Source organism: Opitutaceae bacterium TAV5 (assembly GCA_000242935.3).
GTDB lineage: Bacteria > Verrucomicrobiota > Verrucomicrobiia > Opitutales > Opitutaceae > Geminisphaera.
This window is the reverse complement of record CP007053.1, coordinates 5,899,040-5,924,277: the sequence shown is the minus strand read 5'-3', so window position 1 is coordinate 5,924,277 and position 25,238 is coordinate 5,899,040. Positions and strand designations below refer to the sequence as shown.

26 protein-coding genes are annotated in these 25,238 nt (G+C 65.7%); 19 read left to right on the top strand and 7 right to left on the bottom strand.

Annotated features, from left to right (window positions below; genetic code table 11):
- The first annotated feature begins 20 nt into the window (after positions 1–20).
- A complete protein-coding gene (locus tag OPIT5_25055; protein AHF92984.1) occupies positions 21–686 on the top strand; it encodes a peptidase C14 in 666 nt (221 codons plus the stop codon).
- On the top strand, positions 683–2,062 hold the full coding sequence (locus tag OPIT5_25050) for a hypothetical protein (GenBank protein AHF92983.1): 1,380 nt from the start codon (positions 683–685) through the stop codon (positions 2,060–2,062). The genes OPIT5_25055 and OPIT5_25050 overlap by 4 nt, the downstream gene beginning before the upstream one ends.
- 179 nt (positions 2,063–2,241) lie before the next feature.
- On the opposite strand, the gene OPIT5_25045 is transcribed toward OPIT5_25050, so the two are convergent.
- Positions 2,242–2,424 (bottom strand): hypothetical protein, encoded by a 183-nt coding sequence (locus OPIT5_25045; protein AHF94745.1) that lies wholly within the window; start codon positions 2,422–2,424, stop codon positions 2,242–2,244.
- Positions 2,425–2,529: 105 nt separating this feature from the next.
- On the opposite strand from OPIT5_25045, the gene OPIT5_25040 reads away from it, so the two are divergent.
- Positions 2,530–4,653, top strand: a complete 2,124-nt coding sequence (locus OPIT5_25040; protein ID AHF92982.1) for a histidine kinase — start codon at positions 2,530–2,532, stop codon at positions 4,651–4,653.
- A gap of 49 nt (positions 4,654–4,702) precedes the next feature.
- A complete protein-coding gene (locus tag OPIT5_25035; GenBank protein ID AHF92981.1) occupies positions 4,703–5,101 on the top strand; it encodes a LuxR family transcriptional regulator in 399 nt (132 codons plus the stop codon).
- Positions 5,102–5,411: 310 nt separating this feature from the next.
- Here the strand turns inward: OPIT5_25035 and OPIT5_25030 are convergent, their stop codons facing one another.
- Positions 5,412–5,855: a transposase gene (locus tag OPIT5_25030; GenBank protein ID AHF92980.1), complete on the bottom strand. Its 444-nt coding sequence runs from the start codon at positions 5,853–5,855 to the stop codon at positions 5,412–5,414.
- A gap of 124 nt (positions 5,856–5,979) precedes the next feature.
- Here OPIT5_25030 and OPIT5_25025 point away from each other — a divergent pair, with 124 nt between their 5' ends.
- The 15 genes from OPIT5_25025 to OPIT5_24955 all read left to right on the top strand — a co-directional run bounded on the left by OPIT5_25025 (position 5,980) and on the right by OPIT5_24955 (position 21,741).
- A complete protein-coding gene (locus OPIT5_25025) occupies positions 5,980–7,866 on the top strand; it encodes a methyl-accepting chemotaxis protein (GenBank protein AHF92979.1) in 1,887 nt (628 codons plus the stop codon).
- 332 nt (positions 7,867–8,198) lie between these two features.
- Positions 8,199–10,130 (top strand): methyl-accepting chemotaxis protein, encoded by a 1,932-nt coding sequence (locus tag OPIT5_25020; GenBank protein AHF92978.1) that lies wholly within the window; start codon positions 8,199–8,201, stop codon positions 10,128–10,130.
- Between the two features lie 372 nt (positions 10,131–10,502).
- Complete coding sequence (locus OPIT5_25015) at positions 10,503–11,258, top strand: hypothetical protein (GenBank protein ID AHF92977.1); 756 nt, start codon at positions 10,503–10,505, stop codon at positions 11,256–11,258.
- A 72-nt stretch (positions 11,259–11,330) separates the two neighbouring features.
- Positions 11,331–12,113: a flagellar basal body rod protein FlgG gene (gene flgG, locus OPIT5_25010; GenBank protein ID AHF92976.1), complete on the top strand. Its 783-nt coding sequence runs from the start codon at positions 11,331–11,333 to the stop codon at positions 12,111–12,113.
- Between the two features lie 140 nt (positions 12,114–12,253).
- Positions 12,254–13,054, top strand: a complete 801-nt coding sequence (locus tag OPIT5_25005; protein AHF92975.1) for a flagella basal body P-ring formation protein FlgA — start codon at positions 12,254–12,256, stop codon at positions 13,052–13,054.
- A gap of 17 nt (positions 13,055–13,071) precedes the next feature.
- Positions 13,072–13,710 (top strand): flagellar L-ring protein, encoded by a 639-nt coding sequence (locus OPIT5_25000; protein AHF92974.1) that lies wholly within the window; start codon positions 13,072–13,074, stop codon positions 13,708–13,710.
- A gap of 183 nt (positions 13,711–13,893) precedes the next feature.
- Positions 13,894–15,003: a flagellar basal body P-ring protein gene (gene flgI / locus OPIT5_24995; protein ID AHF92973.1), complete on the top strand. Its 1,110-nt coding sequence runs from the start codon at positions 13,894–13,896 to the stop codon at positions 15,001–15,003.
- A 3-nt stretch (positions 15,004–15,006) separates the two neighbouring features.
- Positions 15,007–15,369 carry a flagellar protein FlgJ gene (locus OPIT5_24990; protein AHF92972.1) on the top strand — a complete coding sequence of 121 codons (363 nt, stop codon included), beginning with the start codon at positions 15,007–15,009 and terminating at the stop codon, positions 15,367–15,369.
- A gap of 96 nt (positions 15,370–15,465) precedes the next feature.
- Positions 15,466–15,966 (top strand): FlgN, encoded by a 501-nt coding sequence (locus OPIT5_24985; protein ID AHF92971.1) that lies wholly within the window; start codon positions 15,466–15,468, stop codon positions 15,964–15,966.
- 75 nt (positions 15,967–16,041) lie between these two features.
- Positions 16,042–17,436 carry a flagellar hook protein FlgK gene (locus OPIT5_24980; protein AHF92970.1) on the top strand — a complete coding sequence of 465 codons (1,395 nt, stop codon included), beginning with the start codon at positions 16,042–16,044 and terminating at the stop codon, positions 17,434–17,436.
- A gap of 74 nt (positions 17,437–17,510) precedes the next feature.
- Positions 17,511–18,404, top strand: a complete 894-nt coding sequence (locus tag OPIT5_24975) for a flagellin (GenBank protein AHF92969.1) — start codon at positions 17,511–17,513, stop codon at positions 18,402–18,404.
- 12 nt (positions 18,405–18,416) lie between these two features.
- On the top strand, positions 18,417–18,866 hold the full coding sequence (locus tag OPIT5_24970) for a flagellar assembly protein FliW (GenBank protein ID AHF92968.1): 450 nt from the start codon (positions 18,417–18,419) through the stop codon (positions 18,864–18,866).
- Between the two features lie 18 nt (positions 18,867–18,884).
- On the top strand, positions 18,885–19,124 hold the full coding sequence (locus OPIT5_24965; GenBank protein ID AHF92967.1) for a carbon storage regulator: 240 nt from the start codon (positions 18,885–18,887) through the stop codon (positions 19,122–19,124).
- A gap of 32 nt (positions 19,125–19,156) precedes the next feature.
- Entirely contained in the window at positions 19,157–20,035 is an 879-nt protein-coding gene (locus OPIT5_24960) for a flagellin (protein AHF92966.1), read from the top strand.
- Positions 20,036–20,223: 188 nt separating this feature from the next.
- On the top strand, positions 20,224–21,741 hold the full coding sequence (locus tag OPIT5_24955; protein AHF92965.1) for a Fis family transcriptional regulator: 1,518 nt from the start codon (positions 20,224–20,226) through the stop codon (positions 21,739–21,741).
- A 171-nt stretch (positions 21,742–21,912) separates the two neighbouring features.
- Here OPIT5_24955 and OPIT5_24950 read toward each other — a convergent pair whose 3' ends face one another.
- The 5 genes from OPIT5_24950 to OPIT5_24930 all read right to left on the bottom strand — a co-directional run bounded on the left by OPIT5_24950 (position 21,913) and on the right by OPIT5_24930 (position 25,222).
- Positions 21,913–22,227 (bottom strand): hypothetical protein, encoded by a 315-nt coding sequence (locus tag OPIT5_24950; protein AHF92964.1) that lies wholly within the window; start codon positions 22,225–22,227, stop codon positions 21,913–21,915.
- A 194-nt stretch (positions 22,228–22,421) separates the two neighbouring features.
- On the bottom strand, positions 22,422–23,243 hold the full coding sequence (locus OPIT5_24945; GenBank protein ID AHF92963.1) for a flagellar motor protein MotB: 822 nt from the start codon (positions 23,241–23,243) through the stop codon (positions 22,422–22,424).
- The gene (locus OPIT5_24940; GenBank protein ID AHF92962.1) at positions 23,233–23,427 is read right to left on the bottom strand and encodes a hypothetical protein; all 195 of its coding nucleotides are present in this window, start codon (positions 23,425–23,427) and stop codon (positions 23,233–23,235) included. The genes OPIT5_24945 and OPIT5_24940 overlap by 11 nt, the downstream gene beginning before the upstream one ends.
- A 40-nt stretch (positions 23,428–23,467) precedes the next feature.
- Complete coding sequence (locus OPIT5_24935) at positions 23,468–24,337, bottom strand: chemotaxis protein MotA (GenBank protein ID AHF92961.1); 870 nt, start codon at positions 24,335–24,337, stop codon at positions 23,468–23,470.
- Between the two features lie 39 nt (positions 24,338–24,376).
- The gene (locus OPIT5_24930; GenBank protein ID AHF92960.1) at positions 24,377–25,222 is read right to left on the bottom strand and encodes an RNA polymerase subunit sigma-28; all 846 of its coding nucleotides are present in this window, start codon (positions 25,220–25,222) and stop codon (positions 24,377–24,379) included.
- Positions 25,223–25,238: the final 16 nt, after the last annotated feature.

The window sequence follows — 25,238 nt, the reverse complement described above, 5'->3', positions numbered from 1 at the left end:
GTCGGGAAACCTGCCGCCACATGAGCCGCCTGCCATCGCCTCCCCCCGTCAGTCCGCCGCCGTCATCGTCCGTGCTGCGCGCTGCATGGCTGCTCCCGGTGCTCCTCTCCGGCCCCCTGCCCGGCGCCTATGTCGTGCATGTTCCGCCCGTGCATTACGATCACCCGCTGCGGCCTGACGAGGCCCGGCAACTCCCCGCCGACGATTCGCCGCCCGGCCTCCCGCCGCTGCCCCCGACCCTCACCTGGTCTCCGGACGACACCGCGGCGGCGCCGTCTGCGGAAACGGATCGCGCCTCCTCCTCGCCTTCCCGCCCGCCGAAGCCCGCCGTCCCCTCCGGCCAATCGCTGCCCTGGCTCGTCTGCGGCGAGCCTGCTCCCCTGCGTTTTGCCCGACTCCGGAAACCGGCGCCCGCGCCGCCCGCCCTCGCCAACGTCGACTTCCCTCGTATCATAAAAAAAACGACACCGGCGCCCGTCCCGCCGCCCGTCGCCGCGCCGGCGGCGAAGGTCGAGGCACGCAGCGAACCGCCGCCTCCGGCTGTCATGGCCCCGCTGATACTCGGCGACGACCTCCGCCGCCACGCCCTGCCGGAAGACCCGCTCTTCTACTTCCGCCCGCCCTTCACCGTCATCCCTCCTCCGCCGCCGCTCCCCGAGAGCAAGGCCACCTACCGGCAACAATGAATCTCCCTGCGCGCGCCGTCCCCGTTTTCCTGTTCTTCCTCCTTCCCGCAGCCGTCCTCGCGGAAACCGGTGCGGACGCGGCCCCGCCTCCCGCTGCCGGAGCAACCCTCCCGGCCGGCGACGCCCCGCCCGCAGTTCCGGCCGTTCCCGATGCTGCCGCCGCTCTTCCCGCGCCGCCCGCCGCCGCCCTTTCACCGGAGGAACGCGCCAGCCTCTTCCGGCTCGCGGCCGGCAGCCTTGCCAAAGGAGACACCGCCGGCGCCGAAATCGCCTGGCGCCGGATCCTCCTTGGCGATCCGTCCGCCGCGGATGAAGAAAACGCCCTCCTCGGCCTCGCCCGCACCCATCGCCAAGCGGGCGATCTCGTCAAGGCCGCCGCCGTTTACGAAAAACTCCGCCAGGATCATCCGGCCTCCGGCCTTCTCCCCGAATCGTGCCTCGAACACGGCCGCGTGCTCCGTGTGCTCGGCGCCTGGAAACTCGCCATCGACCAGTTCTACAACGTCATCCACGGCACGCTCAGGATCGCCAGCGGGCAGACCGCGCATTACCGGCAACTCGCGCGCACCGCCCAGTTCGAAATCGCCGAGACGCACTACCTCGCCGGCAACTACGCCGACGCCGCCCGCTTTTTTTCCCGGCTCAACCTTCTCGATCTCGCTCCCGGGGATCGCGCCCGCGCCCACTTCATGGCCGCCATGTCCCGGCTTCGCGAAAACCGGCTCGAGGACGCGGCCACCGGCTTCACCTCCTTCATCGCCTCCTGGCCCGATGACGAATCCGTGAGCGAAGCCCGCTACCAGCTCGCCACGATCTGGATGCGCCTCGGCCGCAAGCAGGACGCCCTCGACGTCACGCTCGACCTCCTCCGCCTCGAGCACCGCCATGCCGGCGCCGACGTCCGCGCCTGGGCCTGGTGGCAGCGCCGCACCGGCACCTGGCTCGCCAACGATTTCTACAACCAGGGCGACTACTCCGGCGCGCTCACCATCTACCACCATCTCGTCCGCATTTCTCCCGAACCCCGCTGGCGCCTTCCCGTCCTCTACCAGATCGGCCTCTGCCAGGAACGCCTCCGGCAGACGGGCGCCGCCCGCGCCACCTGGCGGCAGATTCTCGACGACCCCGCACTGCAACCGCAGTCCGCCGGCTCCCCCCCCGCCTCTCCTCCACCGGAAGATCTCGCCGAGCTTGGCCGTATGGCCGCCTGGCGTCTCGAGCATCTCGACTGGGCGGAAAAAACCGGGACCCTGCTCGACAGCCTCACCCCGCCCGCCCCCGACCCGCCCCTCCGGCCCTCCTCCGTCGCCTCCCCTCACGCCGTCAATCCGCCCTCCCGCTCCCAACCTTCGATATCCGCCAATATAGATACATAAAACCCCTCACACGCCCCTCCCCCGCCAGGAAACGCAGGGATCTCCCGCCTTCGGAATAATGCCGGGGCGATCTTCCCCTTCGTTTCTTTTTCCGTCCCGTGAAGATACGCCCAAAAAATATTTTCCTATATACAACCATTAACATTAGGTGCAACCGGAAGACTGCCATCCTCATAAATTCACAAATTATTGGCAAAAGGCACTTTCATCTGACCGATAAAATCGGTCAAGAAGATTGACAATTTGGCCATATATCGAAAAAGCATCGCAAACAACACCCGTCTGCCCTGGTATGAGGAGCATCTGCCGACAGCATCTGCAGACCGGAAAGACGGTCTCCATTTGCCCGCGGCAATGTCCATTCCCCTGCAATATAGCAGTCAATAAGAAATCGTTAATCGCACTATAAACAAATCGGAATATCCCGGCATTTTTCCCGGTCACCACCCTTTTCCCCGCGTCCCTCCATGCCGACTTCCTGTGACAGCTCCTTGCGCGATGCCCTTGTGGTTTCCGCTCACCGCGACGCACCGGGGGTCTCCGTCGCTCCGGTCGCCCCTCTCCCGCCACGCCAGCACCGGGTGTTGCCGAGGCTGACGGGCGACTGGGAATGGGAACCCTTGACCGGCCTGTTTACCTGGTCGGCTTCCCACGCCACCCTCTTCGGTTTGCCCGCCCGGGCTTTTCAGGAAGATTTTGCCACGCTGTGCCTGCGGCTCCATCCTCACGACCGCCCCGGACTCGAGACCGCCCTGACGCGCAGCCGCGACCGGCAGACCCCCTTTCTTTGCTCCTGGCGTGTGCGCTGGCCCGACGGATCGCTCTATCTGCTGAAATCCGCCGGCCGGTTCCTGGCCGCCACCCCCACCCGTCCGCCCAGGCTGGCGGGCACCAGCGAAGGCCGTGGCCTTCCCCCGGAACCTCTCGTCGCCCGGCGTCCTCTCGCCGAGGAACTGCGCCTGTCCTCCGCGCCTTCCGTCCGGCCTCCGTATCCTGCCGGCCGCCACGTGGCGCCGACGCTGGCTCCGCTCGTGTGCGACCCCGACTACCTTGTTCCCGTCAGCCAGACGCGGATCATCGAGGAGCGTTACCAGATGATCTTCCAGCAAATGTCCGACGGTTTTGCGCTCTTCGAAGGCACGCATCCTTCGCACAGCCAGGCAACCATCGATGACTTCCGCCTCGTCGACGCCAACCCGGCCGCCGAGCGCAATCTCGGCCGGCTCGCCTCCGACTGTATCGGCAAAACCCTTCGCGAGATCCTGCCCGACATCGATCGCGAGCTCCTTGAAAATCTCGACCGGGTCGTCTCCACCGGCGCGGATTCCCGCTCCACCGTCGAATCCCGCTCGCTCGGCAAGCACTTCTCGATCCTCGCCTTCCGTCCCGGCCCCGGCCAGCTCGCCTGCATTTTCCAGGACATCACCGAACGCAAGCAGCTCGAAGCCCAGTTTCTCCAGGCCCAGAAAATGGAAGTCGTCGGCCAGCTCGCCAGCGGCGTCGCCCACGATTACAACAACATCCTCACCTCGACGCTCCTTCTCCTCGGCATGCTCCTCGGCGATCCCGGCCAGCCTCGCCACATGACCGAGGCGCTCAAGGAGCTCGAAGGCGAAACCCGCCGCGCCGCGCGCCTCACCCGCCAGCTCCTCGCCTTCAGCCGCAAGCAGCCCGCCCAGGTCCGCCCGGTCGATCTGCACGAACTCCTCTCGCATCTGTTCACCATGCTGAGCCGCCTGCTCGGCGAACACATCCACCTCGAATTCCGCGGCGACAGCGCGCCGCTCTGGATCGAAGCCGACGCCGGCATGATCGAGCAGGTCGTCATCAATCTCTGCATCAATGCCCGCGACGCCATGATGCCTGCCGGCGGGCTTCTCGCCATCGAGACCACCGCCGCTCCCGCCTCCGCGCTCCACCGCCCGGTCGGCGCGAATCACCCGGCCTGGGTCCGCCTCTCCGTGAGCGACACCGGTTGCGGTATGGACGACTCCACCCTGCATCGCATTTTCGAACCCTTCTTCACCACCAAGGGGCGCCAGCACGGCACCGGCCTCGGCCTTGTCACCGTGCAGAGCATCGTCCGCCAGCATCACGGCTGGATCGATGTCCGCAGCCGCCCCGGCGAAGGCAGCACGTTCGATGTTTTCCTTCCTGCCATTCCCTCCGCGGCCCCTCTTCCCGACCGCCGCTCTCCCCGTGAGGCCCGCCTGCACGGCTCCGAAACCATCCTCCTCGTCGAGGACGAGACCAGTGTGCGCAGCACCGCCGCCGCCAGCCTCCGGGCTCATGGCTACCGCGTCATCGAAGCCGACGACGCCGCCTCCGCCCTCCGCTGCTGGCGGCAGAGCCCCGATCGCATCGATCTCCTCCTCACCGACATGGTCATGCCCTGCGGCGTCTCCGGCATGGAACTCGCCCTCCAGCTCGCCCGCGAACAACCCGCCCTCAAGATCATCGTCTCGAGCGGCTACAACATGCACCCCCGCGCCGGCTCCGATCTCCCCGCGATGAACGACTGTTACCTCCCCAAGCCCTACGACATCCAGACGCTCCTGACCACGGTCCGGCAACACCTCGACCAGCCCTGAGATGAAAACCCGTCCGCCCCCCCCTGCCTCATCCCCTCCTCCCGGGCCCGTGCGCGTGATGCTCGTGGAAGATCATCTGATGATGCGTTCGGGCCTGCGGCTGCTCGTCGGCGGGCAACCCGGTTTCACGATCACCGGAGAGGCCGGCGATGGCGCCACTGCGCTCGCCCAGGCCGCGCTCGCCCCTCCCGACCTGATGATCGTGGACATCCATCTCCCCGGCGAGTTCGACGGCATCGAACTCACCCGCCGGCTTCTCCGCCGCCATCCGGAGATCCGCATCATCATTCTCTCTGCCGACGACCAGCCCGCCAACATCCGTGCCGCACTCCTGGCCGGCGCCGCCGGCTACCTGCTCAAGGAAAACACCTGCGACGAATTGCTGCGCGCCATCCGCACCGTGCTCCGCGGCCGCCAGTACCTCAGCCCCGGCATCCTCGGCGCCTGAGACCCGGGCCATTCCTGATCGTCAAAGAAGGACCGGAGGGGCCGGTTTTTTCCAACCGCGTTCATTCGCGGTTGAGGATTGATGGCTTTGGTTCGGGTTCCACCCATCCGGGCAAACCCTCGCGCTACCGGCCACCGTGAAGACGCTCCTGTGCATTTTCTGCTAAAGTCTCGTCGCGGTCAGCCGATTCGGAAAAAGCGACATAAATAAATGCCGATCCATTCTCCAGCTTTTGCCCGCGCCTGCCTGCGTCGTGCCGCGATTTTCCTCCTGTATCCGCTTCCGGGAACCGCCGCCGCGCCCTCTCCGCTCACCTGTCTCCGGCGAGCCGGCCGTGCTCCTTCAGCAGTCGCTGGCACTGCCGCACGGATAGCCTCACTCCGAATTTTTCCCGCAGAAACGCCGCCAGCGTCCGTCCACTCCAGCGGCCGGCCGGCACTCCCGCCCGCGCCGGATTCTCCCGCAACACCGACCGCACCCGCGCCAGCGCCACCGGCCCGATGCGCCCCGGCCTCCCCGGCCGCCAGCCTTCGGTCAACCCCGCCAGCCCTCCCGCCTCGAACTGCCGCACCCACTTCACCACCGCGCGCGGTGAGTCCCCGAGCAATCCCGCCACCTGCGGGCAGGTCATGCCCTGCGCCACCAGCAGGAGGGCGTGCAGCCGGTGATGATACCGCGCGGCTTCGTCGCACCGGATTTCGGCGTGTAACGACATGATGATTTTTTCCCGGTCGGAAATGGTCAGAGCTTTCATAGGGCGCAGAGGGTTCCCTCCTCCGAATCAGTCCGCTCGCCATGCAAGAGACGATCCAGCCCGCCAGCATCGGCACAAACTTCTGACGCCATACTCTCCTCTTCCCTCCTGACCTCTTCCTTCCATGAAAAAGACCCGCAAACTCGGCACCCGACTCATCCTCGCCTTCGGCGCCCTCATCCTCATCATGCTCGCCCTCGGCGGCAGCGCCGTCTGGAACATGCAGCGCGGCGCCGCCACCTCCCGCACCACCTCCGGCCAGGCCGTGCCCGCCGTCACCCTGGTCAGCGCCATCGAGCACCAGGTGATGCTCACCCGCTACGAAATCCGCGGTTATTTCCTGCACCACGAACCGGGCTACCTGACCCGCGGCCGCGAGAGCCTCGCCAAGGCAAAACAGGAACTGCAAAAGGCCCGGGAACTCGGGGCCTCCAGCCCTGACCTCGCCGGTTTTTATGAAGCCGTCGGCAAAACCTCCGCCAAGGTCCAGGAGTACGAAACAACACTTCAGCGTGTTGCCGAAAGCATCGGCTCCACCAACGACGCCCGCCGCAGCCTCGACGAGGCCGCCCGCGTGCTCGCCACCGCATCCGACGATTTCCGCGCCGCCCAGTTCCGGATCATCGAAGAAGAAACGTCCGCCGCCACCGCCGACCAGGCGCTCTTCGCCGAAGCCAGATCCAAGTTCAAAACCCTCATCGCGCTCGACCAGTCCATTGCCGCCCTGCGCCTCGCCGTCTGGCGTGCTCTCGCCGAACGCTCACCCGCCGACCTCGTCCGGGCCCAGAGTCACATCACCGCACTCACCGGCCATGCCACCGGCATCCGCGCCATCCTCACGCAGGAAGCCAACATCCGGCTCATCGACAGCATCGCCCGCGCCGCCGCCGATTACGGACGCGCCATGAAGACACTCACCGACGACTGGGAAACTCGCGACAAACTCATCAAGGAGGGCACCGATCTCAGCTACGCCATGACCGATGAAACGCAAAAACTCATCGAAACCAGCCTGAATGATGTGCGCGACGACTCCGTCCGCACCACCCGCCTCCTCGGCACCTCTTCCACCATCATGATTGCCGGCCTCGCCGCTGCGTTCATCATCGCCGCGGCGCTCTCCTTCGGCCTCGCCCGTTCGATCACGCGGCCGGTCAAGGCCATTGCCGACACCCTCAACCAAGGCGCCGAGCAGACTGCCGCCGCTGCCGGCCAGGTTTCTTCCGCCAGCCAGACGCTCGCCGCCGGCGCCAGCGAGCAGGCCGCAGCCCTCGAGGAGACCAGTTCCTCCCTCGAGGAGCTTGCCAGCATGACCCGCCGCAACACCGACAACGCCCAGCAGGTCAACTCCCTCGCTCGCGAAGCCCGCGCCGCCGCCGAAACCGGCGCCGCCGACATGTCCGCCATGGCCCACGCCATGCAGGAAATCCAGAAAAGCAGCGGCGACGTCGCCCGCATCATCAAGACCATCGACGAAATCGCCTTCCAGACCAACATCCTCGCCCTCAACGCCGCCGTCGAAGCCGCACGCGCCGGCGAGGCCGGCGCCGGCTTCGCCGTCGTCGCCGAGGAGGTCCGCAACCTCGCCCAGCGCAGCGCACAGTCCGCACGCGAAACCGCCGCCAATATCGAAAACTCCGTCGCCAAAACCGCCCAGGGCGTCCAGCTCACCGAAAAAGTCACCCGCAGCCTCGACGAAATCCTGCAAAAATTCCGCCAGGTCGACCAGCTCGCCGCCGAAGTCGCCACCGCATCCCGCGAACAGTCCCAGGGTATCGACCAGGTCAATACCGCCGTCAGCCAGATGGACAAGGTCACCCAGTCCAACGCCGCCTCCGCCGAAGAAAGCGCCTCCGCCGCCGAAGAACTCAACGCCCAGGCCGCCTCCCTCAAGGACGCCGTCCTCTCCCTCCGCCGCATCGTCGACGGCGGCTCCGCCACCGCCTCCTCACCGTCACCCGTCCATCACGATCTTGCCCGTGCCTCCGCGCCCGCCCATGCCGCTCCCTGATCCGCCGATCACCTTTCACCCGCCAATCCCCAAACCAATGGCCGCAAAAGAACGTAAAATCCTGCCGCGCATGAAACCTCCCATCGCGTCTATAGACGCGCGGGAGATCCTCCCCGGGCAGACTGATCCTTTGCGCCCCTTCGCGGCAAAAAAACTCCCTGTCCATTCCGGCCGCCTCTCACCCTTTGCGTCCATGAACCCTTAGCCAACCGCCATCCGCACCACTCGCCTTCCGGCTCAAGAAATCCTTCCAGTGACCGATAACACCCTGCGGCGTCGCTCGTGACGACCGCGCCGGTTTGTCGCGCCCGAGGCCGTCCACGGTCACTGTCATGAAAAATAACTACAAGCTCGGCACCCGGCTTTCCCTCGCCTTCGGAAGCCTCGTTCTCATCATGCTCGCCCTCGGCGGCATCACCGCATGGAACATGCATCGCAGCGCTGCCACCGCCCGGCAGGCCGCCGGGGAAGGCCTGCCCGCCATCACGATCGTCAACGATGTCCAGCACCAGGTCATGCTCGCCCGTTACGAGATTCTCGGGTATGCGCAGACTTCCATGCCGGATTTCCTGAATCGTGGACGGGAAAATATTGCCGCCGCGCGCCAGCACCTCGAAAAAGCCCGCGAACACGCTTCCCGCCATCCCGGCCTCACCGATTTTTCCACGGCGGTCGCCGAAACCGGACACAAGTTGCAGGAATACGATGCGCTCCTTCACCACATCATGGAAAAAACCGAGGCCACCGATTCCTCCCGCAACCGCCTCGACGACTCGTCCCGGACCCTTCTTTCCGCCATCAACGGCTTCCGCACCCGGCAATACCACGAGCTCGACGAAGAGCTCAAAAACGCCGCTGCGGCGGAAAAAATCACCGAACGCAGTTACAAGCTGAAACTCGTCTCGGACATCGACCAGGTCATCTCCGAACTTCGCCTCGCCACCTGGCGCGCCCAGGCCGAGCAGAATCCGCACGCCCTCTCCGCGGCCCAAAAACATTTTGCCGTCATCACCTCCCGGTGCGACGAGTTGCAACCCGTCACCCGCCAGGAAGCCGACATCCGCCAGATTGCCGCCATGCGGCAAGCTGCGGCCGAGTACCGCAAGGCGATCGACGGCCTCGCCCTCGAATGGGAGGAGCGCGAAAAGCTCGTCGCCGATTGCGCCGTCCTCAGCCGGGCCATGATCGACCAGACGCGGAAACTCGCCGCCGAAGGTCTGGACAACATGCGCACCGGCACGCTCACCACCGGACATCAGCTCGGCACCTCCACCCTCATTCTTTATGCCGGCCTCGCCACCGCGTTCATCATCGGCAGCGCGCTCTCCATTGGCCTCACCCGTTCGATCACGCGGCCGGTCAAGGCCATTGCCGACACCCTCAACCAGGGCGCCGAGCAGACTGCCGCCGCTGCCGGCCAGGTCTCTTCCGCCAGCCAGACGCTCGCCGCCGGCTCCAGCGAGCAGGCCGCCGCGCTCGAGGAAACCAGTTCCTCGCTGGAGGAACTCGCCAGCATGACCCGCCGCAACACCGACAACGCCCAGCAGGTCAACTCCCTCGCTCGCGAAGCCCGTGCCGCTGCCGAAACCGGCGCCGCCGACATGTCCGCCATGGCCCACGCCATGCAGGAAATCCAGAAAAGCAGCGGCGACGTCGCCCGCATCATCAAGACCATCGACGAAATCGCCTTCCAGACCAACATCCTCGCCCTCAACGCCGCCGTCGAAGCCGCACGCGCCGGCGAGGCCGGCGCCGGCTTCGCCGTCGTCGCCGAGGAGGTCCGCAACCTCGCCCAGCGCAGCGCACAGTCCGCACGCGAAACCGCCGCCAATATCGAAAACTCCGTCGCCAAAACCGCCCAGGGCGTCCAGCTCACCGAAAAAGTCACCCGCAGCCTCGACGAAATCCTGCAAAAATTCCGCCAGGTCGACCAGCTCGCCGCCGAAGTCGCCACCGCATCCCGCGAACAGTCCCAGGGTATCGACCAGGTCAATACCGCCGTCAGCCAGATGGACAAGGTCACCCAGTCCAACGCCGCCTCCGCCGAAGAAAGCGCCTCCGCCGCCGAAGAACTCAACGCCCAGGCCGCCTCCCTCAAGGACGCCGTCCTCTCCCTCCGCCGCATCGTCGACGGCGGCTCCGCCGCCACCTCCTCACCCGCAAGCGCCCCCGTTCACGCCCACCCGACCGGCAAGGCCGGGTCCGCTCCCGCGCCCGCCGCAAAATTCCCGGTTCCCGCAAGCCTCCCGGAGACAGACCGGTAGCCGCAAAAGAACGCAAAAAAATCTCCGCGCATGAAACCCTCCATCGCGCCTATATGTTCCCTTGGCTGCGAAGGGGAACAGAACCGGATTTTTCAGCCGCAAAAGGGCGCAAAGGGTCTTTTCGCAGGGAAACCCTCCATGGCGCCTATAGGTGCCACGCAACGTTTCATCCGCGTGAAGATTTTTGCGCTCTTGTCAGACTGTCGCTTCGCTCGGTACGCGGCTAAAAAAAATGCCTCCTGCCTCTCCGGCAAAAATTGCCCATCGCCACAGTACTATCGCAATATAATATAAAACAACATCTTAACAATCTGGCACCGATACTGCTTTTCATTCCTCTGTCCTCCTTCGCGGCCTCGTCCGCATCCGCCCATGAACATCGGTCTCTACCAGAACGCCGCTTCGCTTTCCGCGCTCGAACGCTGGCAAGACGTCGTCGCGCAAAACATCGTCTCCAGCCAGGTCACCGCCTTCAAACGCCGCACCGTGCAGGTCGCCGGCAACCAGTCCGGTGAATTTTTCATCGAGCCCTCGTCCGTCCCCGGCGCCTCCGGCGAGGCCCGGCGCGCCATTTTCCCCCAAGCCAATTACAACATCAGCCTGACACCCGGCGAGGCCCTCCCCACTCACCGCGACCTCGACATCGCCCTGCCGGCCGACGGTTTTTTCACTGTCCGCGATGCCGGCGGACGCATCCTCTACACCCGCGCCGGTTCCTTCCAGATCAGCCCCGAGCGCACCCTCGTCACCGCGGAAGGACTCGAGGTGCTCGGCGACGGTGAAGCCCCGATCCAGCTCGAAACCGAAGGCGGCACGCTTGTCTTCAATGACGACGGCACCATCTCCCAGGACGACACTCTCATCGGCCGCCTCGGCATCGTCACCTTCGCGCGTCCCGAACTCCTCACCCCGCTTTCCGGCGGCCTCTACGCCGCGCCGCCCGAGGCCGGCCCCGAACCGGTGGAAGAGCCCGGCGTCATCCAGGGTTTTGTCGAATCGAGCAACGTCGCCCAGCTCCACGAGATGGTCGACCTCATCACGATCTCCCGCGCCTACGAGGCGAACCAGAAAATGATCCAGAGCCGCGACACCCTTCTCGGCCGCACCATCGAAGCCCTCACCACCTGACGCTCCGCCGGCCACCCGCCGTCCCTCCCCTTTCCCTGATTCCGCAATCCACATTCCGCACTCCACACTTCAATGAACCTCTCCCTCTACTCCGCCGCCACCGGCATGGAAGCCCAGCAGATGAACCTCAACACGATCGCCAACAACCTCGCGAACGTAAACACCGCCGGGTTCAAACGCAGCAAGATCGAGTTCCACGACATGCTCTACCAGAACCCGCGCAACGCCGGCGCGGAGACCGGCAACGGCAACCTCCTGCCCACCGGCATCGAAATCGGCAACGGCTCGCGGATTTCCGCCACCTCCAAGGTCTTCACGCAGGGCCAGCTCACCTCCTCCGGCGAGAAACTCGACATCGCCATCCAGGGCGAAGGATTTTTCGAGGTGCAGCGGCCCGACGGCACCACCGCCTATACCCGCGACGGTTCCTTCAAGCAGGACAACAACGGCCAGATCATCACCTCCGGCGGCCTCGTTGTTCTCAGCGGCTTCCAGGCCGTGCCCAACGGCACCACCGACATCACCGTCGCCGAAACCGGCGACGTCACCTACGTCACCCCCAACGGCAACGAAACCTTCCGCATCACGCTCACCCGTTTCGCCAACCCCGCCGGCCTGCGCAGCCTCGGCGACAACCTCTACGAAGAAACCACCGCCAGCGGCACGCCCGAGGCCGGGCAACCCGGGGAGGAAGGTTTCGGCACCACCCAGCAATATTACGTCGAGTCCTCCAACGTGAACATCGTCGAGGAAATGGTAAACCTCATCGTCGCCCAGCGCGCCTACGAAGTCAGCAGCAAGGCCATCCAGACCTCCGACGAGATGCTGCAAAACGTCACCGAGCTCAAACGCTGAACCCGCGCGCCGGAGGCCTCCGGCGCGAACCGCCAACGCCGAACCGTCAACATCCCGTGCACCGACCATTCGAGAAAACCGAAGCCGGCAACCTTGCCTTCAAGACCGCACGCAGGACATCCGCCCTATGTCACCGGATTATGGATACCGGATTCCGGCTGTTCGATGTCGGACGCCGGATACCGGATACCGGACGTTCGCGGCGCCTCGTCGCGATTGTCTTCGCTCTCGCCCTGTCCACCGCCGGCCAGACATCATCCGCCGACGACGTCGCCGGCACCGCTCCCGCCGCGCCCTCCGCCACCCTGCTTCGCCGGCTCGCCGACGACATCGCCGCGCACTTCCAGGCCAGCGGCGAACTCCTGCTCGACTGGCAACGCCCCCAGCCCGCGCTCGCCCGCCTCGCTCCCGACACCGCCCTCCGCATCCTCGAGTACCCCGCCGCGCTCGCCCCGCAGATGCTCGTCCGCGTCCGCCTCCCCTCCGCGCCCCGGCAACCCGCGGACCCCGCGCGCGCCGCGCCGCCTCCCGCCGACATCACTCTCGTTGTCCGCGCCCAACTCTGGCGCGACGGCTGGCTCCTTCCGGAACCCGCGGCCCGCGGCGACCCCGTGCTGCCCTCCGCGCTGGGCATCAAGCGGTTTGATGCCCTGCGCGATCGCGACGCCGTGCCCGCCGATTCCGGGGCCGACCTTCTCTTCGCCCGCGCCCTCCCCGCCGGACGCCTGCTCGTGTGGCGCGATGTCATCCGCCGCCCGCTCGTCAGGCGCGGCCAGTCCGTCGAGATCTCCGCCGGCGAGGGCGCGCTCCTCGTCACCCTGCGCGGCATCGCCATGGAGGACGCCGGCCGCGGCGAGACCGTGCGCATCCGCAATCCCGAATCCCGCAAGGAATTCACCGCCCTCGTCGTCTCCGAATCCCGCGCCGAAGTCCGTTTCTAGAAACCACGCTCACCGCCATGCATCGCCGTATCCACTTCCTGATTTCAGCTTTTCAGCTTTTCAGTCTTTCCGCTTTTTCCGCTTTTTCCGTTTCCGCCGCCTCGCTCTGGACCGCGCCCGGCAGCCGCGAGGTCTCCCTCGTCGCCGATTCCCGCGCCGGCCGCGTCGGCGACATCATCACCATCGTCGTCGCCGAAGCCGCCGCCCAGTCCTCGACCCAGAGCAAGAACACCTCCACCGACACCTCCGCCGAAGCGGCGGTGAGCCAGTTCCTCTATCCGCCGAGCGCCAGCAAATTCGGCACGCACAACGGCGCCCTGCCCGGCATTTCCTTCGGCGGCACCAGCACCTTCAGCGGCGGCGGTTCCGTCAACAACTCGCAGACCATCACCGCCCGCGCCGCCGTGCTCGTCACCGACACCCTTCCCAACGGCAACCTCGTCATTGCCGGCGCCCGCCGCACCACCTTCTCCGGCGAGACGCAGCACGTCATTCTCCATGGCGTCATCCGCCGCGACGACATTACCAGCGCCAACACGATTCTCTCCAGCAACATCGCTGACACCCACATCGAATTCATCAGCGAAGGCTCCCTCACCGACGCCCAGAAACGCGGCTGGCTCAGCCGCATCTACGAAAAACTCCGCCCCTTTTGAAAAGCTGAAATGCTGAAAACTGAAACGCTGAAAATGAAAGCAGTCTTGTATCCCCCAAAAAACGACAGCCAACGTTCCGACTTGCTCCTGGCAGTCGGCCCTGGGGGCCATCGCCTCCGGCGAGGCCATCTCCGCGCTCCGGGCTCCGTCAACTTTTCAGCTTTTCAGCCTTTCAGTCTTTTCATGCGCCACCTGTTCCTCGCCCTTTTCAGCTTTTCAGTTTTCAGCTTTTCAGCTTTTCCGGCCCGCGCCTCCCGGATCAAGGACCTCGCCCTTGTCGGCGGCGGGCGCGACAACCAGCTTGTCGGCTACGGCATCGTCGTCGGCCTCGCCGGCGACGGCGATTCCAACTCCCAGAAATCCACCCTCCGCGCCATCGCCAACGTCCTCCAGCGCTATGGCCTCACCGTCGACATCAACCAGATCAAGGCCAAGAACACCGCCGCCGTCATGGTCACCGCCGACATCGCCGCGTTCATCAAGCCCGGCTCGCGGATCGACGTGACCATCGCCTCGCTCGGCGACGCCAAGTCGCTCCAGGGCGGCGTCCTCCTGCAAACCCCGCTCGTCGGCGCCGACGGCCGCGTCTACGCCGTTGGCCAGGGTGCCATTTCCGTCGGCGGATTTCTCGGCGGCACCGGCGGTCCCGGCGGGGCCACCGTCCAGAAAAATCACCCCACCGTCGGCACCATCACCAACGGCGCCATCGTCGAGCGCGAGATTCCCGCCTCGTTCGTCAACGAAGGCGTGCTCACCCTCCAGCTCCACAACCCCGACTTCACGTCCGCCACGCGCATGGCCGACGCCATCAACGCCATCCACGCCGGCGCCGCCGACCCGCTCGACGCCGCCACCCTCAACGTGCGCGTGCCCGACACGTACGCGGGCCGCGAAGTCGCCTTCCTCGCCGACCTCGGCGCCATCGAGATCACGCCCGACACCATGGCCCGCGTCGTCATCAACGAACGCACCGGCACCATTGTCGCCACCTCCACCGTCCGTCTCGCCGAAGTCGCCATCAGTCACGGCTCGCTCACCATCACCGTCTCCTCCACGCTCGGCGTCTCGCAGCCCGGCCCCTATGCCATCGCCGGCCAGACCGCCGTCGTCCCCTCCACCCAGACGGATGTCAGCGAGGGCCGGGGCGGCTTCCAGGTCATCCCCGAAACTCCCTCCATCGAACGCCTCGCCGCCGCCCTCAATGCCCTCGGCGTGAGCACCCGCGAGATGATGGCCATTTTCCAGACCCTCAAACGCTCCGGCGCCCTCCAGGCCGAACTCGTCATCAACTGATCCATGCTCTCCGCCCTCTCCCCTGTATCGACCTCCCGACTACTCGCCGGAGACGCCCTGCCCCCCTCCCCCCCTCACTCCCTCGCCCCCTCCCCCCCCGGCATCCGCCGCGCCGCCGAACAGTTCGAGGCCATTATCCTGCGCCAGCTCCTCGCGCCCGCCCTCGATTCCATGGCCGGCGGCTCGCTCTCCGGCAACAGCGGCCCGGCCGGCGGCGCCGTCTACGGATATCTGCTCACCGACGTCCTCGCCCAGGCCATGAGCCAGGGCGGCGGCTTCGGCTTCGCCGACATCATCGAACACCAGCTTTCCCCGAAAAATCCGCCTCCCGCCGCTGGCAAACCGCAAAAACACAGTCAACCCTGACGCCGTCGTGCCGATATAGTCCTCCGCGTCTCCGGTTTCTCCGGCGATCCCGTCCGCATCCTGATCCGGAGGCGGCCACACTTTCTTTCCTTTCCGATGAACAACACCGCCACTGCCTGTGAAGAGCTCCTCGCCGCGCTGCGTGAAGAACTCGCCGGTTATGGCGGCGTCCTTGCCCTTTTCGACGAACAGCAGACCCATCTCTGGAATCGCGACGCCGCCCGTGTCGCCGCCACCGCCGTCGCCATTGACGAAATGATGCAGACCGTCTCCCGCCAGCGCTCCGTCCGCGAGGCCTGGGTCGCCGGCTTCGCCCGCGCCCGCCAGCGCCCCGCGACTTCCACGCTCCTCGACCTGCTACCCCTGTTTCCCGAAGACACGCAGATCCTTCTCCGCGCCCTCGTCACCGAAATCAGCCGACTGCTCCGCCGCGTCCGCCGCCGCGCCCGCCAGAATCACCAGTTGCTCACCCGCGTCTGCCAGCTCCATCACGAACTGCTCGCGCTCGTCCGCCCGGACTCCCGCGCCGATTCCACCTATTCGGCCGACGGCCGCCTCCCCGCTCCCGCCGGCTCCACCCTCCGCATCGCCGGTTGACCCGTCCGGGGGAGAAATTTCTGTCACCGACAGCCAACTACAAATTTCCGACAGCCAACAACCCTCCCATCCGCCATGTCCGGCCTTCTCTCCAATCTTTCGCAAGCCTCCGGCGCCCTCAACGCCCACTCCCGCGCCATCGAGGTCACCAGCAACAATATCGCCAACGTCAACAACGGGGACTACTCCCGCCAGCGCGTCGTCTACGCCAGCCGGGGCACCGTCCTCACCGCCAACGGCGTGGAGTCTCTCGGCATCGAGGCCAGAACCGTCGTGCAGTTGCGCGACCTCCTGCTCGACAAGCAGGTCACCCGCGAAACCGCGAGGACCGCCTCCGTCGAGGCCGAAAGCAAGGCCTGTGCCCGCGTCGAGACCCTCCTCGGCGAAACCATCGACACCTCCGGCGAGAGCAGCAGCGCCGGCCTCTCCGCGGCCATCAGCGATTTTTTCAGTTCCTTCGCGGCGCTCGCCGCCAGCCCCACCGACCAGGGAGAAAAGCAGACCCTGCTCGCCAACGCCGGCATCCTCGCCGAACGCTTCCGCACCATCGACTCCAACCTCGCCCTCGCGCAAGGCGACCTCGACGACTCCATCTCCCAGGACGTCGGCGAGATCAACGACCTGCTCGCCCGCATCACCGAGCTCAACGAGCAGATCGCCCGCTTCGAGGTCAACAACCCCGGCTCCGCGCTCAGCCTGCGCGACGAGCGCCAGGCCGCGCTCGAGGACCTCGCCGCCAACATGTCCTTCGAGACCCGCGCCTCCGCCTCCGGCAACGGCGCGATCGACGTCTACACCCTCGACACCGACGGCAACGAAATCCTTCTCGTCTCCGACGGCGCCGCTCCCGCCACCGTCACCTTCGACGGCGACAATCTCCTCGCCGACGGCACCGCCCTCGCCCTCACCGGCGGCTCCGTCCACGGCAGCCTCGCCGCCCGCGACGGCGCCGTCCAGACCCTGCGTGACAATCTCGACGCGCTCGCGCAGCAACTCATCACCTCCGTCAACGCCGCCTACAATCCCGACGGCGACGCCGGCATGGATTTTTTCTCCGGCGCCGGCGCCGCCGACATCGCCCTGGACGGCAATCTCACCGACACCACCCTGCGCGCCTCCGCCACCGGCAACGCCGGCGCCAGCGAACTGGCGTCCGCCGTGGCCGACCTGGTCACCCGCAACTTTTCCACTGCCGGCGGCGACCTCGTCAACGGCACGCTTTCCGGCTACTATTCGAGCGTCGTCAGCAGTTTCGGCCAGGCCGTGCGCAGCGCGGAGACGCGCTACGAATCCCAATACAGCATCGAAAACCTCGTTCGCGAACAGCGCGACTCCGTCAGCGGTGTCTCCCTCGACGAGGAAACCATCAGCCTCATCAACTACCAGCGCGCCTACCAGGCCGCCGCCCGCATCATCAACGTTCTCGACGACCTCCTCAACACCGTCGTCAACGGCCTCGGCGTCACCTGACCCCCAAAAAAATCCCCATCACCAATTTCCAACTACAAACTTCAAACTGCCAATTACCAACTACCACGCCCCCGATGCGCACCTCCAGCCTCACCACCACCAACCGCCTCATCGACCAGCTCACCCGCCTGTCCGATCGCCAGATCGCGCTGCAAAACCGGATCGCCACCGGGCAGCGCGTCACCTCTCCCGGCGACGATCCCGCCGCCGTCGGCCGCATCCTCGCCAACCAGATGGAGCAGACGCAGGTCTCCCGTTACCAGGACAACGCTTCCCGGGCGCTCGAACTCTCCGAAGCCGTGTACTCCACCCTCTCCGATCTCAAGGCCATCTCCGACCGCGCCGGCGAACTCGCCACCCTCGGCGCCGGCGCCACCAGCACCGATGCCATGACCGCCTACGCCGTCGAACTCGACGAACTCATCCAGCAGGCCGTCGATCTCGCCAACACCCGCTTCGGCGGCGATTACCTCCTCGCCGGCACGGCCGTCGACACCGCCCCCTTCACCGCCGCCACCGATGCCGACGGCACCCTCACCGGCGTGACGTACACCGGCAATGCCGACCGGATCTCGATCGCCCTTTCCGCGACCTCCGCCATTTCACCCGGCACGAGCGGCGAAACCAACCAGGCCGTCGCCGCCTTCATCAACCGGCTGGTCGGCCTGCGCGACACCCTCGAAACCGGCGACACCACCGCGGTCAACGACCTGCGTCCCGGCCTCGAGGAATCCGAAGACATGTTTGTCAACGCGCTCAGTTCCCAGGGAGCCATCCAGACGCGTATCGAAGCCGCACAGACGCAACTCCAGTCCCGCCAGGATCAGCTCACCGGCCGCATCTCCGCCGATGCCGACGCCGATGTGACGAGCACCTACGTCTCGCTCACGACCGCGACCGCCGCCTACGAAGCCGCCCTCACCTCCTCTTCCGCCATCATCGGCCGCTCCCTCCTCGATTACCTGTAAGGCGCCCCGCCCATGAAAGTCCTCGCAGAAACCCTTCCCGAACCGGCCGACACGCGCGAGCCGCCCCTCCCCGCCCGGCTGGAACTGCCCGCCGGCCTCGTCGGCTTTCCCGATCACCGGCACGCCGAGCTCTTTCATTTCCCCGGCCAGCTTCCCTTTCGCTGGCTGCGCGTGCAAGGTCCCGCGCCCCTTCATTTTGTCGTCATCGAACCCGGCGGCCTCGTGCCCGGTTACACGCCCGAACTGTTCGACGAGGACGCCGCCGCCATCGGCCTCTCCTCGCCCGGCGAGGCCCTCGTGCTCAACATCGTCACCGTCAGCCGCACCGAACCCGCGACCGCCACCGTCAACCTCGTCGGCCCGCTCGTCGTCAACCGCCGCACCGGCGTCGCCCGCCAGGTCGTCCTGTCCAACCACAACCACTACAGCGCCCGCCACCCGTTCGTCACGGCGGCCTCCTGACGCTCCACCCCGCCCGCCATGCTCGTCCTCTCCCGCAAGGCCGGTGACGCCATCCTGATCGGTCACAACATCGAGATCGTCATCACCCGCATCGATGGCGATACCGTCAAGCTCGGCATCAACGCCCCGCGCGAGATTCCCGTCATCCGCAAGGAAGTGCTGGCGGATATCGCCGCCACCAACCACGCCGCCGCCATGCCCGCCGCCCCGGGGAGCGCCCTGCCTTCCCTGCCCGGCCTGGCGCCGGCGAGGCGCTGATCGCCGCCGCCCGTTTTCCTTCCCGCATTTTTATGTCAACCACCCGTTCGCTCAGTTCCGGCGCCCGCCTCCTCCTCTCCAGCCTCGACCACAACCAGACGGCGCTCGACCGCGTGCTCTATCGCCTCGGCTCCGGTTCGCGTCTGCTTGCCGCCGGCGACGACCCCGCCGGCACCGGCGCCGCCGCCAAGGCCGATTCGCAACAGGCGCGCCTCGACGCCGCCTCGGTCAACATCCAGAACGGCATCAGCCGCCTGCAATCCACCAGCAGTTACCTCACCTCCCTCAACAGCACGCTCACCCGCATGAACGAACTGGCCACCTTCGCCAGAAACGAAGTGCAGGACCCGGCCGACGTCGCCCTCTACAAAAGCGAATTCATCCAGTTGCAGGAGCACCTCCGCTCGGTCATCGGCGGCTCCCAGGCCGAAACCGGCGGCGTCGCCGACATCACCGATCCGCTCGGCTCCTACAACGGCACTCCCCTCTTCGGGGCCGATGGCGGCAGTCTGCTCGCCATCGGCATCCACGCCGACGAGACGGTGCAACTCCCTGTCATCAACCTGCGCACCGGCGCCACGCTGTCGCTCATCACCCAGGACGCCGGCGGCAGTTTCACCTTCGATTTTTCCGATCCCGACGCGATCTCCGTCCTCGACGAGGCGATCGGCCAGGTCACCGCCGGCCTCACCGCCGTCGGCAGCGTGGAAAGCCGGCTCGACTACGCCGCCGGCACGCTCGAATCGACCGGCACCGCGCTCGAATCGAAGCTCTCCCGCATTCGCGATGTCGATGTCGCCGCCTCCACCACCGCTCTCGCCCGGCTGCAGGTTCTCAGCCAGGCGCATGTCAGCATGCTCCGCCGCGCGGATGACATGAATTCGAAGTTGTTGTCCCTGCTCGCGACGTAGCTTTCCCCGCCCGCGATGAATTCCGTTCGCTTGCGACGGGATTTACGGGAATCCGTCTCATGGAAACAGGCTTTTTCATCCCAGAGTGCAGGTGACATCTTCCGGTGATTTCGCCCACGTTGTGGGCTGTGGCGGTTCGCTTTCAGGTTTGCCTGCCGCCTCCCTCCCGACTCACGAGCCCTGTTTTCATGGCACTTGACAGAATTCTCATTCTCGATGACGAGCCGCTTATCCGCTCGCATCTGGAAACGCTTTTCCTGCACAGGAAGCTGGCGGTCGTCACCGCCGGCACGATTGCGCAGGCAGCGGATCTTGTTGCCCGCGAATCCTTCGACCTCGCCCTTTTCGACGTTTGCCTGCCCGATGGCAACGGGCAGCAACTTCTCGAGCACATCAACATGCTCCCCGACCGGCCGCTCGTGGTCATGATGACCGGCCACGGCACCATCGAAAACGCCGTCGCCTGCATGAAGGCCGGAGCCTTCGACTACCTCATAAAACCGTTCACGATCGACCAGCTCGACATCCTCCTGCGCAAGGCCGAGTCGTACCACCAGCTCATCAACGTCAACCGGCACCTCAACGACCAGCCCGACGACACCAGCGACCTCCTCGGCAACAGCCCCGCCATGCTCCGCCTCCGCCAGCTCGCCCGGCGTGTCGCTCCCACCGACACCAGCGTCCTCATCACCGGCGAAAACGGCACCGGCAAGGAAATGATCTCGCGCGAGATCTACCGCCACTCCTCCCGTCGCACCGGTCCCTACATCAAGGTCAACTGCGCCGCCCTTTCCGAAACGCTGATCGAAAGCGAGCTCTTCGGCCACGAGAAAGGCGCCTTCACCGGCGCGACCAACCGCCGCGAAGGCCGCTTCGAGCTCGCCAACCGCGGCACGCTCCTGCTCGACGAAGTCAGCGAAATCTCGCCCAACCTCCAGGCCAAGCTCCTGCGCGTGCTCCAGGAACGCGAGTTCGAGCGCGTCGGCGGCACGCGCACGATCAAGGTCAACGTCCGCATCCTCGCCACCTCCAACCGCGATCTCGCCCGCAGCGTCGAGCGCGGCGATTTCCGCTCCGACCTCTATTACCGGCTCAACGTCTTCCCGCTGCACATCCCGCCGCTGCGCGAACGCGTCGACGACATCCCGCTCCTCGCGGAAGACTTCCTGCGCCGCTTCGCCCGCAAATACTCGCTGCGCATCCCCGGCTTTTCCGACCAGGCGCTGGCCGCGCTCGCCGCCTACCCCTGGCCGGGCAATGTGCGCGAATTGCAAAACACCATCGAGCGCGCCGTCATCCTTTCCGAAAACGGCCGCCCCGTCTCGACGGCCGCGCTCAGCCTGCCTTCGCTGGTCCGCAAGCCCTTCGGGGAATTGTTTCCGCCCGGCTCGTCCGGCCCGCCGTTCATGCCCGCGGCCGGCCCGCCCGCGCTGCCCCCGCCACCGCCGGAGCCGATACCGGTGCCGCCGGCCGAAGAATGGCTCCCGCCCCCCGCCAGCGAGAACGAACCCGCTCCGGCCGGCGAACCGCTGTCCGGATCACCCGATATCATCCCGCTCGATGAACTCGAGCGCCAGGCGATTCTCAACGCCTTGCGCACCACCGGCGGCAACCGCACCAAAACCGCCGAACTGCTCAACATCAGCATCCGCACCCTGCGCAACAAACTTCACGAATACCGCGAGCAGGGCATCGACCTGCCCTGAATTTTTAGCCGCAAAAGGGCGCAAAGGGTTTTTATGCGAGGAAACTCTCCATGGCGCTTATAAGCGCCACGCAACCTTTCATCCACGTGGAGATTTTTGTGCCCTTTTGCGGCTAAAAATTCAGGGCCATCGAATGACGAACACCGGATGAATCCCTGCCTTTGTCGCACCTCAGGTTTCCTCCCCGTACCGGCACTCGATCGCGATCCGTTCGCCGCTGCTGCTCGTCACGATGATCCGGCTGATCCGGCCCTCCTCGTCGCGCTCGCAGTCCACCCGCGGCCCGCCTTCTCCTTCGCCAGCGGCCTCCGGGGCCGCATTCTCCACGACGGACCCGGCCGTTTTCCCGTTCACCGTTTCGGGAGTCGCCGGCGGCGGTTTTATCCGGGTGTCCTTCAGCGAGACAAAACACGACAGCACCGCCGCCTTGCCTTTGGCCAGAGCGGGCAAATCGATCCGGGGACGTTCACTCAGATACGGTTTCATTTTCAAGAGAGGTTCTGATGATACATGTTTAAACCACTAATACACACTAATGGACACTGATGAATTTAATGAGGCAAAATACAACCAGGTGACTGTTAATGTATTTTGCATTATTAGTGTCCATTGGTGTGCATGAGTGGTTAACCTGATCGGGAAAACAATTTTCAGGAATGCTCTCAAAAAAGACCGGCGGGTCAGGGCTCCGTTTCCGGCGTAGCCCTTTCCGCGGCAGTGGCCGCAGTTGGTCGCGTCGCTTTCAGTTTTTCCCGCGCCGGTTGCGGCAGCCGCAGGGTCAGCGTCACGCGCCGGTTGGATTCGGCGGACGGATCGGTCTTCGGCAACGGGCGGGTGTCGGCATAGCCGATGACGCGTTCGATCAGCGCCGGGCTCACCACCTGCGAGGTCAGCTCCCGGCGCGCCGCGTTCGCGCGGTCGGCCGACAATTCCCATGCCGAATAACCGTTCGCCGCGCCCTCCGGTTCCTGCCCGCTGCGGGTGTGCCCTTCCAGCGTCACATAAAAACCGTCGCGGTCGATCAGCCATGCGAGGTTTTCCATGACAAAGCGCCCCCACTCGGTGAACCGGGCTCCCTGCGGTTCGAACAGCGGACGCTCGTTGCGATCGTAAAGCGTGATGCGCAGGCCCTCGTCCGTCACCTGGATGGCGATCGGGTTGTCGTCGCGCTTCTCGTCCAGCTTGAGCAGCCGGAAAAGTTCGCGGGCGATCGTGTTGAGGTATTCGAGATCGATGAACTTGCTGTCGGTCCGCCCCGTGCCGGGATCGTCCCGTTCGCCGGTGGCGTCGCGGTTCGGCGGACGCTGCCGGTCAAACGGCATCACGCCGGACGCATCGTTGAGCAGCGGTTTTGTCGGCGACTGGAAATACTTCGCGGTGGAGATGAGGATCTGGTCGTTCTGCGCCGAGATCCACAGCACCATGAACAGCGCCATCATCGCCGTGACAAAATCGGCGTACGCCACCTTCCACGCCCCGCTGCCGCCAAACTTACCGGCCATGACACACCTCCTCCGGAGAATTTTTTTCCAGCCGCGAAAGAGTCCGGGGCGACTGCGCCGCGACAGAAGAAATGGCCACGAAAAACACGAAAAATCTTTGCTCCCGGCGGAATTCTCCCGCGCGCTTGTAAGCGCGATGGAGGGTTTCATGCGCGGCTTGTTTTTTTGTGTTTTTTGTGGCCATTCCGGTTCGGGAATTCGCGATTTTCAGGAAAGGCAGCTCCTCAGTTTTTCCCCGGCATCGGCAGGCTCTTGAGCGCGGCCTCGAGTTCCTCCGCGCCCGGCTGCACCGAGCTGTCGAGCGAGCGCCGCGCCACCTCCACCGCCGTGATCGGCGCCAGCCCTTTCGCAAAACCCACGACCGAAATCATGATGCAGCGCAGGCACTGCTGATCGGTGAGATTGTTGAGCCGGATGCGATTGGCCATCGGGTTGACGAAACCATAGGCGAAAAACACACCGAGCAGCGTGCCCGTCAACGCCGCCGCCACCCGCACGCCCACGATCTCCGGCCCGTCGGCGATGGCCACCATCGTGTTGATGATGCCGAGCACCGCCGCCACGATGCCGATGCCCGGCAGCGAGTCCCCCACCAGTTGCAGCAGATGCACGGGATGATCCGCCTCCTCGGCCTTGGCCCGCAGCTCCGCCCCCATCAGCTCCTCGAGCTGGTCGGGCTTGATGCGGCCGTCGATCACCGGGCGCAGCGCGTTCATCAAAAACTCGCGCCGCTCCGCATCGACGGCAAACGCCGGGTACCGTTGAAAAATCCCGCTCTGCTCCGGCGCCGTCACGTGCTCCTCGAGCGCGATCAGCCCGTTGCGCCGGCCGAGCACGAACAGTTCGTAGAGCAGTTTCAGCAGGTCGAAATACTCCATGCGTTTCATCCGCCGTCCGCGAAACGCCTCGCCCACCTTGCGGACCACGTCGCGCATTACATGCGGCGGGCTGGCGATGATGAGCAGCCCGAGCGCCACGCCGATGATCACCACGTATTCCGACAGGTGCAGCAGCACCAGCGGATTGCCGCCCGCCAGCATGAAACCGCCGATCGCGGCGGCGAGGACAACAAAAACTCCGATCAGGATCGTCATGGCAAGAGGAGGGAAAAACAGTGGCGGCTCCCGGCGGGGTCAGCGGTTGCGCGCCCGCAGGATCCAGGCCCGCAACGTCAGCACGGCCTGGGAATGGATCTGGCAAATGCGCGACTCCGTGAGGTGAAAAACGGTGGCGATTTCCGCCAGCCTCATGTTTTCGAAATAATACATGGCGAGGATGCGCCTCTGTATATCGGGCAGTTCCGTGATTCGTTGAGCGACAAGTTGCCATACCTCCTCCTTTTCCATCCGCTCGTGCGCCAGCGTATGGTTGCGGTCGGGGATGATCTCGTGCAGCGACACGCCGTCGCCCTCCTCGCCCGACACCGGCTGGTCGATCGCCACAAACGTCACCGGGCGCGACTCCTCCAGCCAGTGCTCGTAATCGTGCCGCGAGATGCCGAGATGCGCGCTCACCTCGTCCTCCGTCACCGCCCGGCCGTGGCGCTGCTCCAGCTCGTTGATCGCGTCCCGGATCTTGCGCGCCTTGGCCCGCGCCCGGCGCGGACACCAGTCGAGCCGACGCAACTCGTCGAGCACCGCGCCCCGGATGCGCAGCGTCGCATAGGCCGCGAAGGTGTTGCCCTGCTCCGGATCGTAACGCCGGATCGCCGCGAGCAGCCCCGTGACGCCGACGCTGTACAGGTCCTCGACCTCCACGTGGGCCGGCAGGTTCATCTTGATCCGGTCGACGACATTGCGCACCAGCGGCAGGTAACGGCCGATGAGCGTCGATTCGTCGCGCGGGTCATCACCCGGGGCGGTGGCGGCAGCGTTCTGGTAGGCGCGCCAGGCCGTGGAAACGGCAGCGGCGGCCGGGGCGGCGGACACGGCCAACGGCTCTTCGGTGACAGACGCGGGTTCGGTGAGTGCGAGCGACATGGCAGGATCGGTTTTC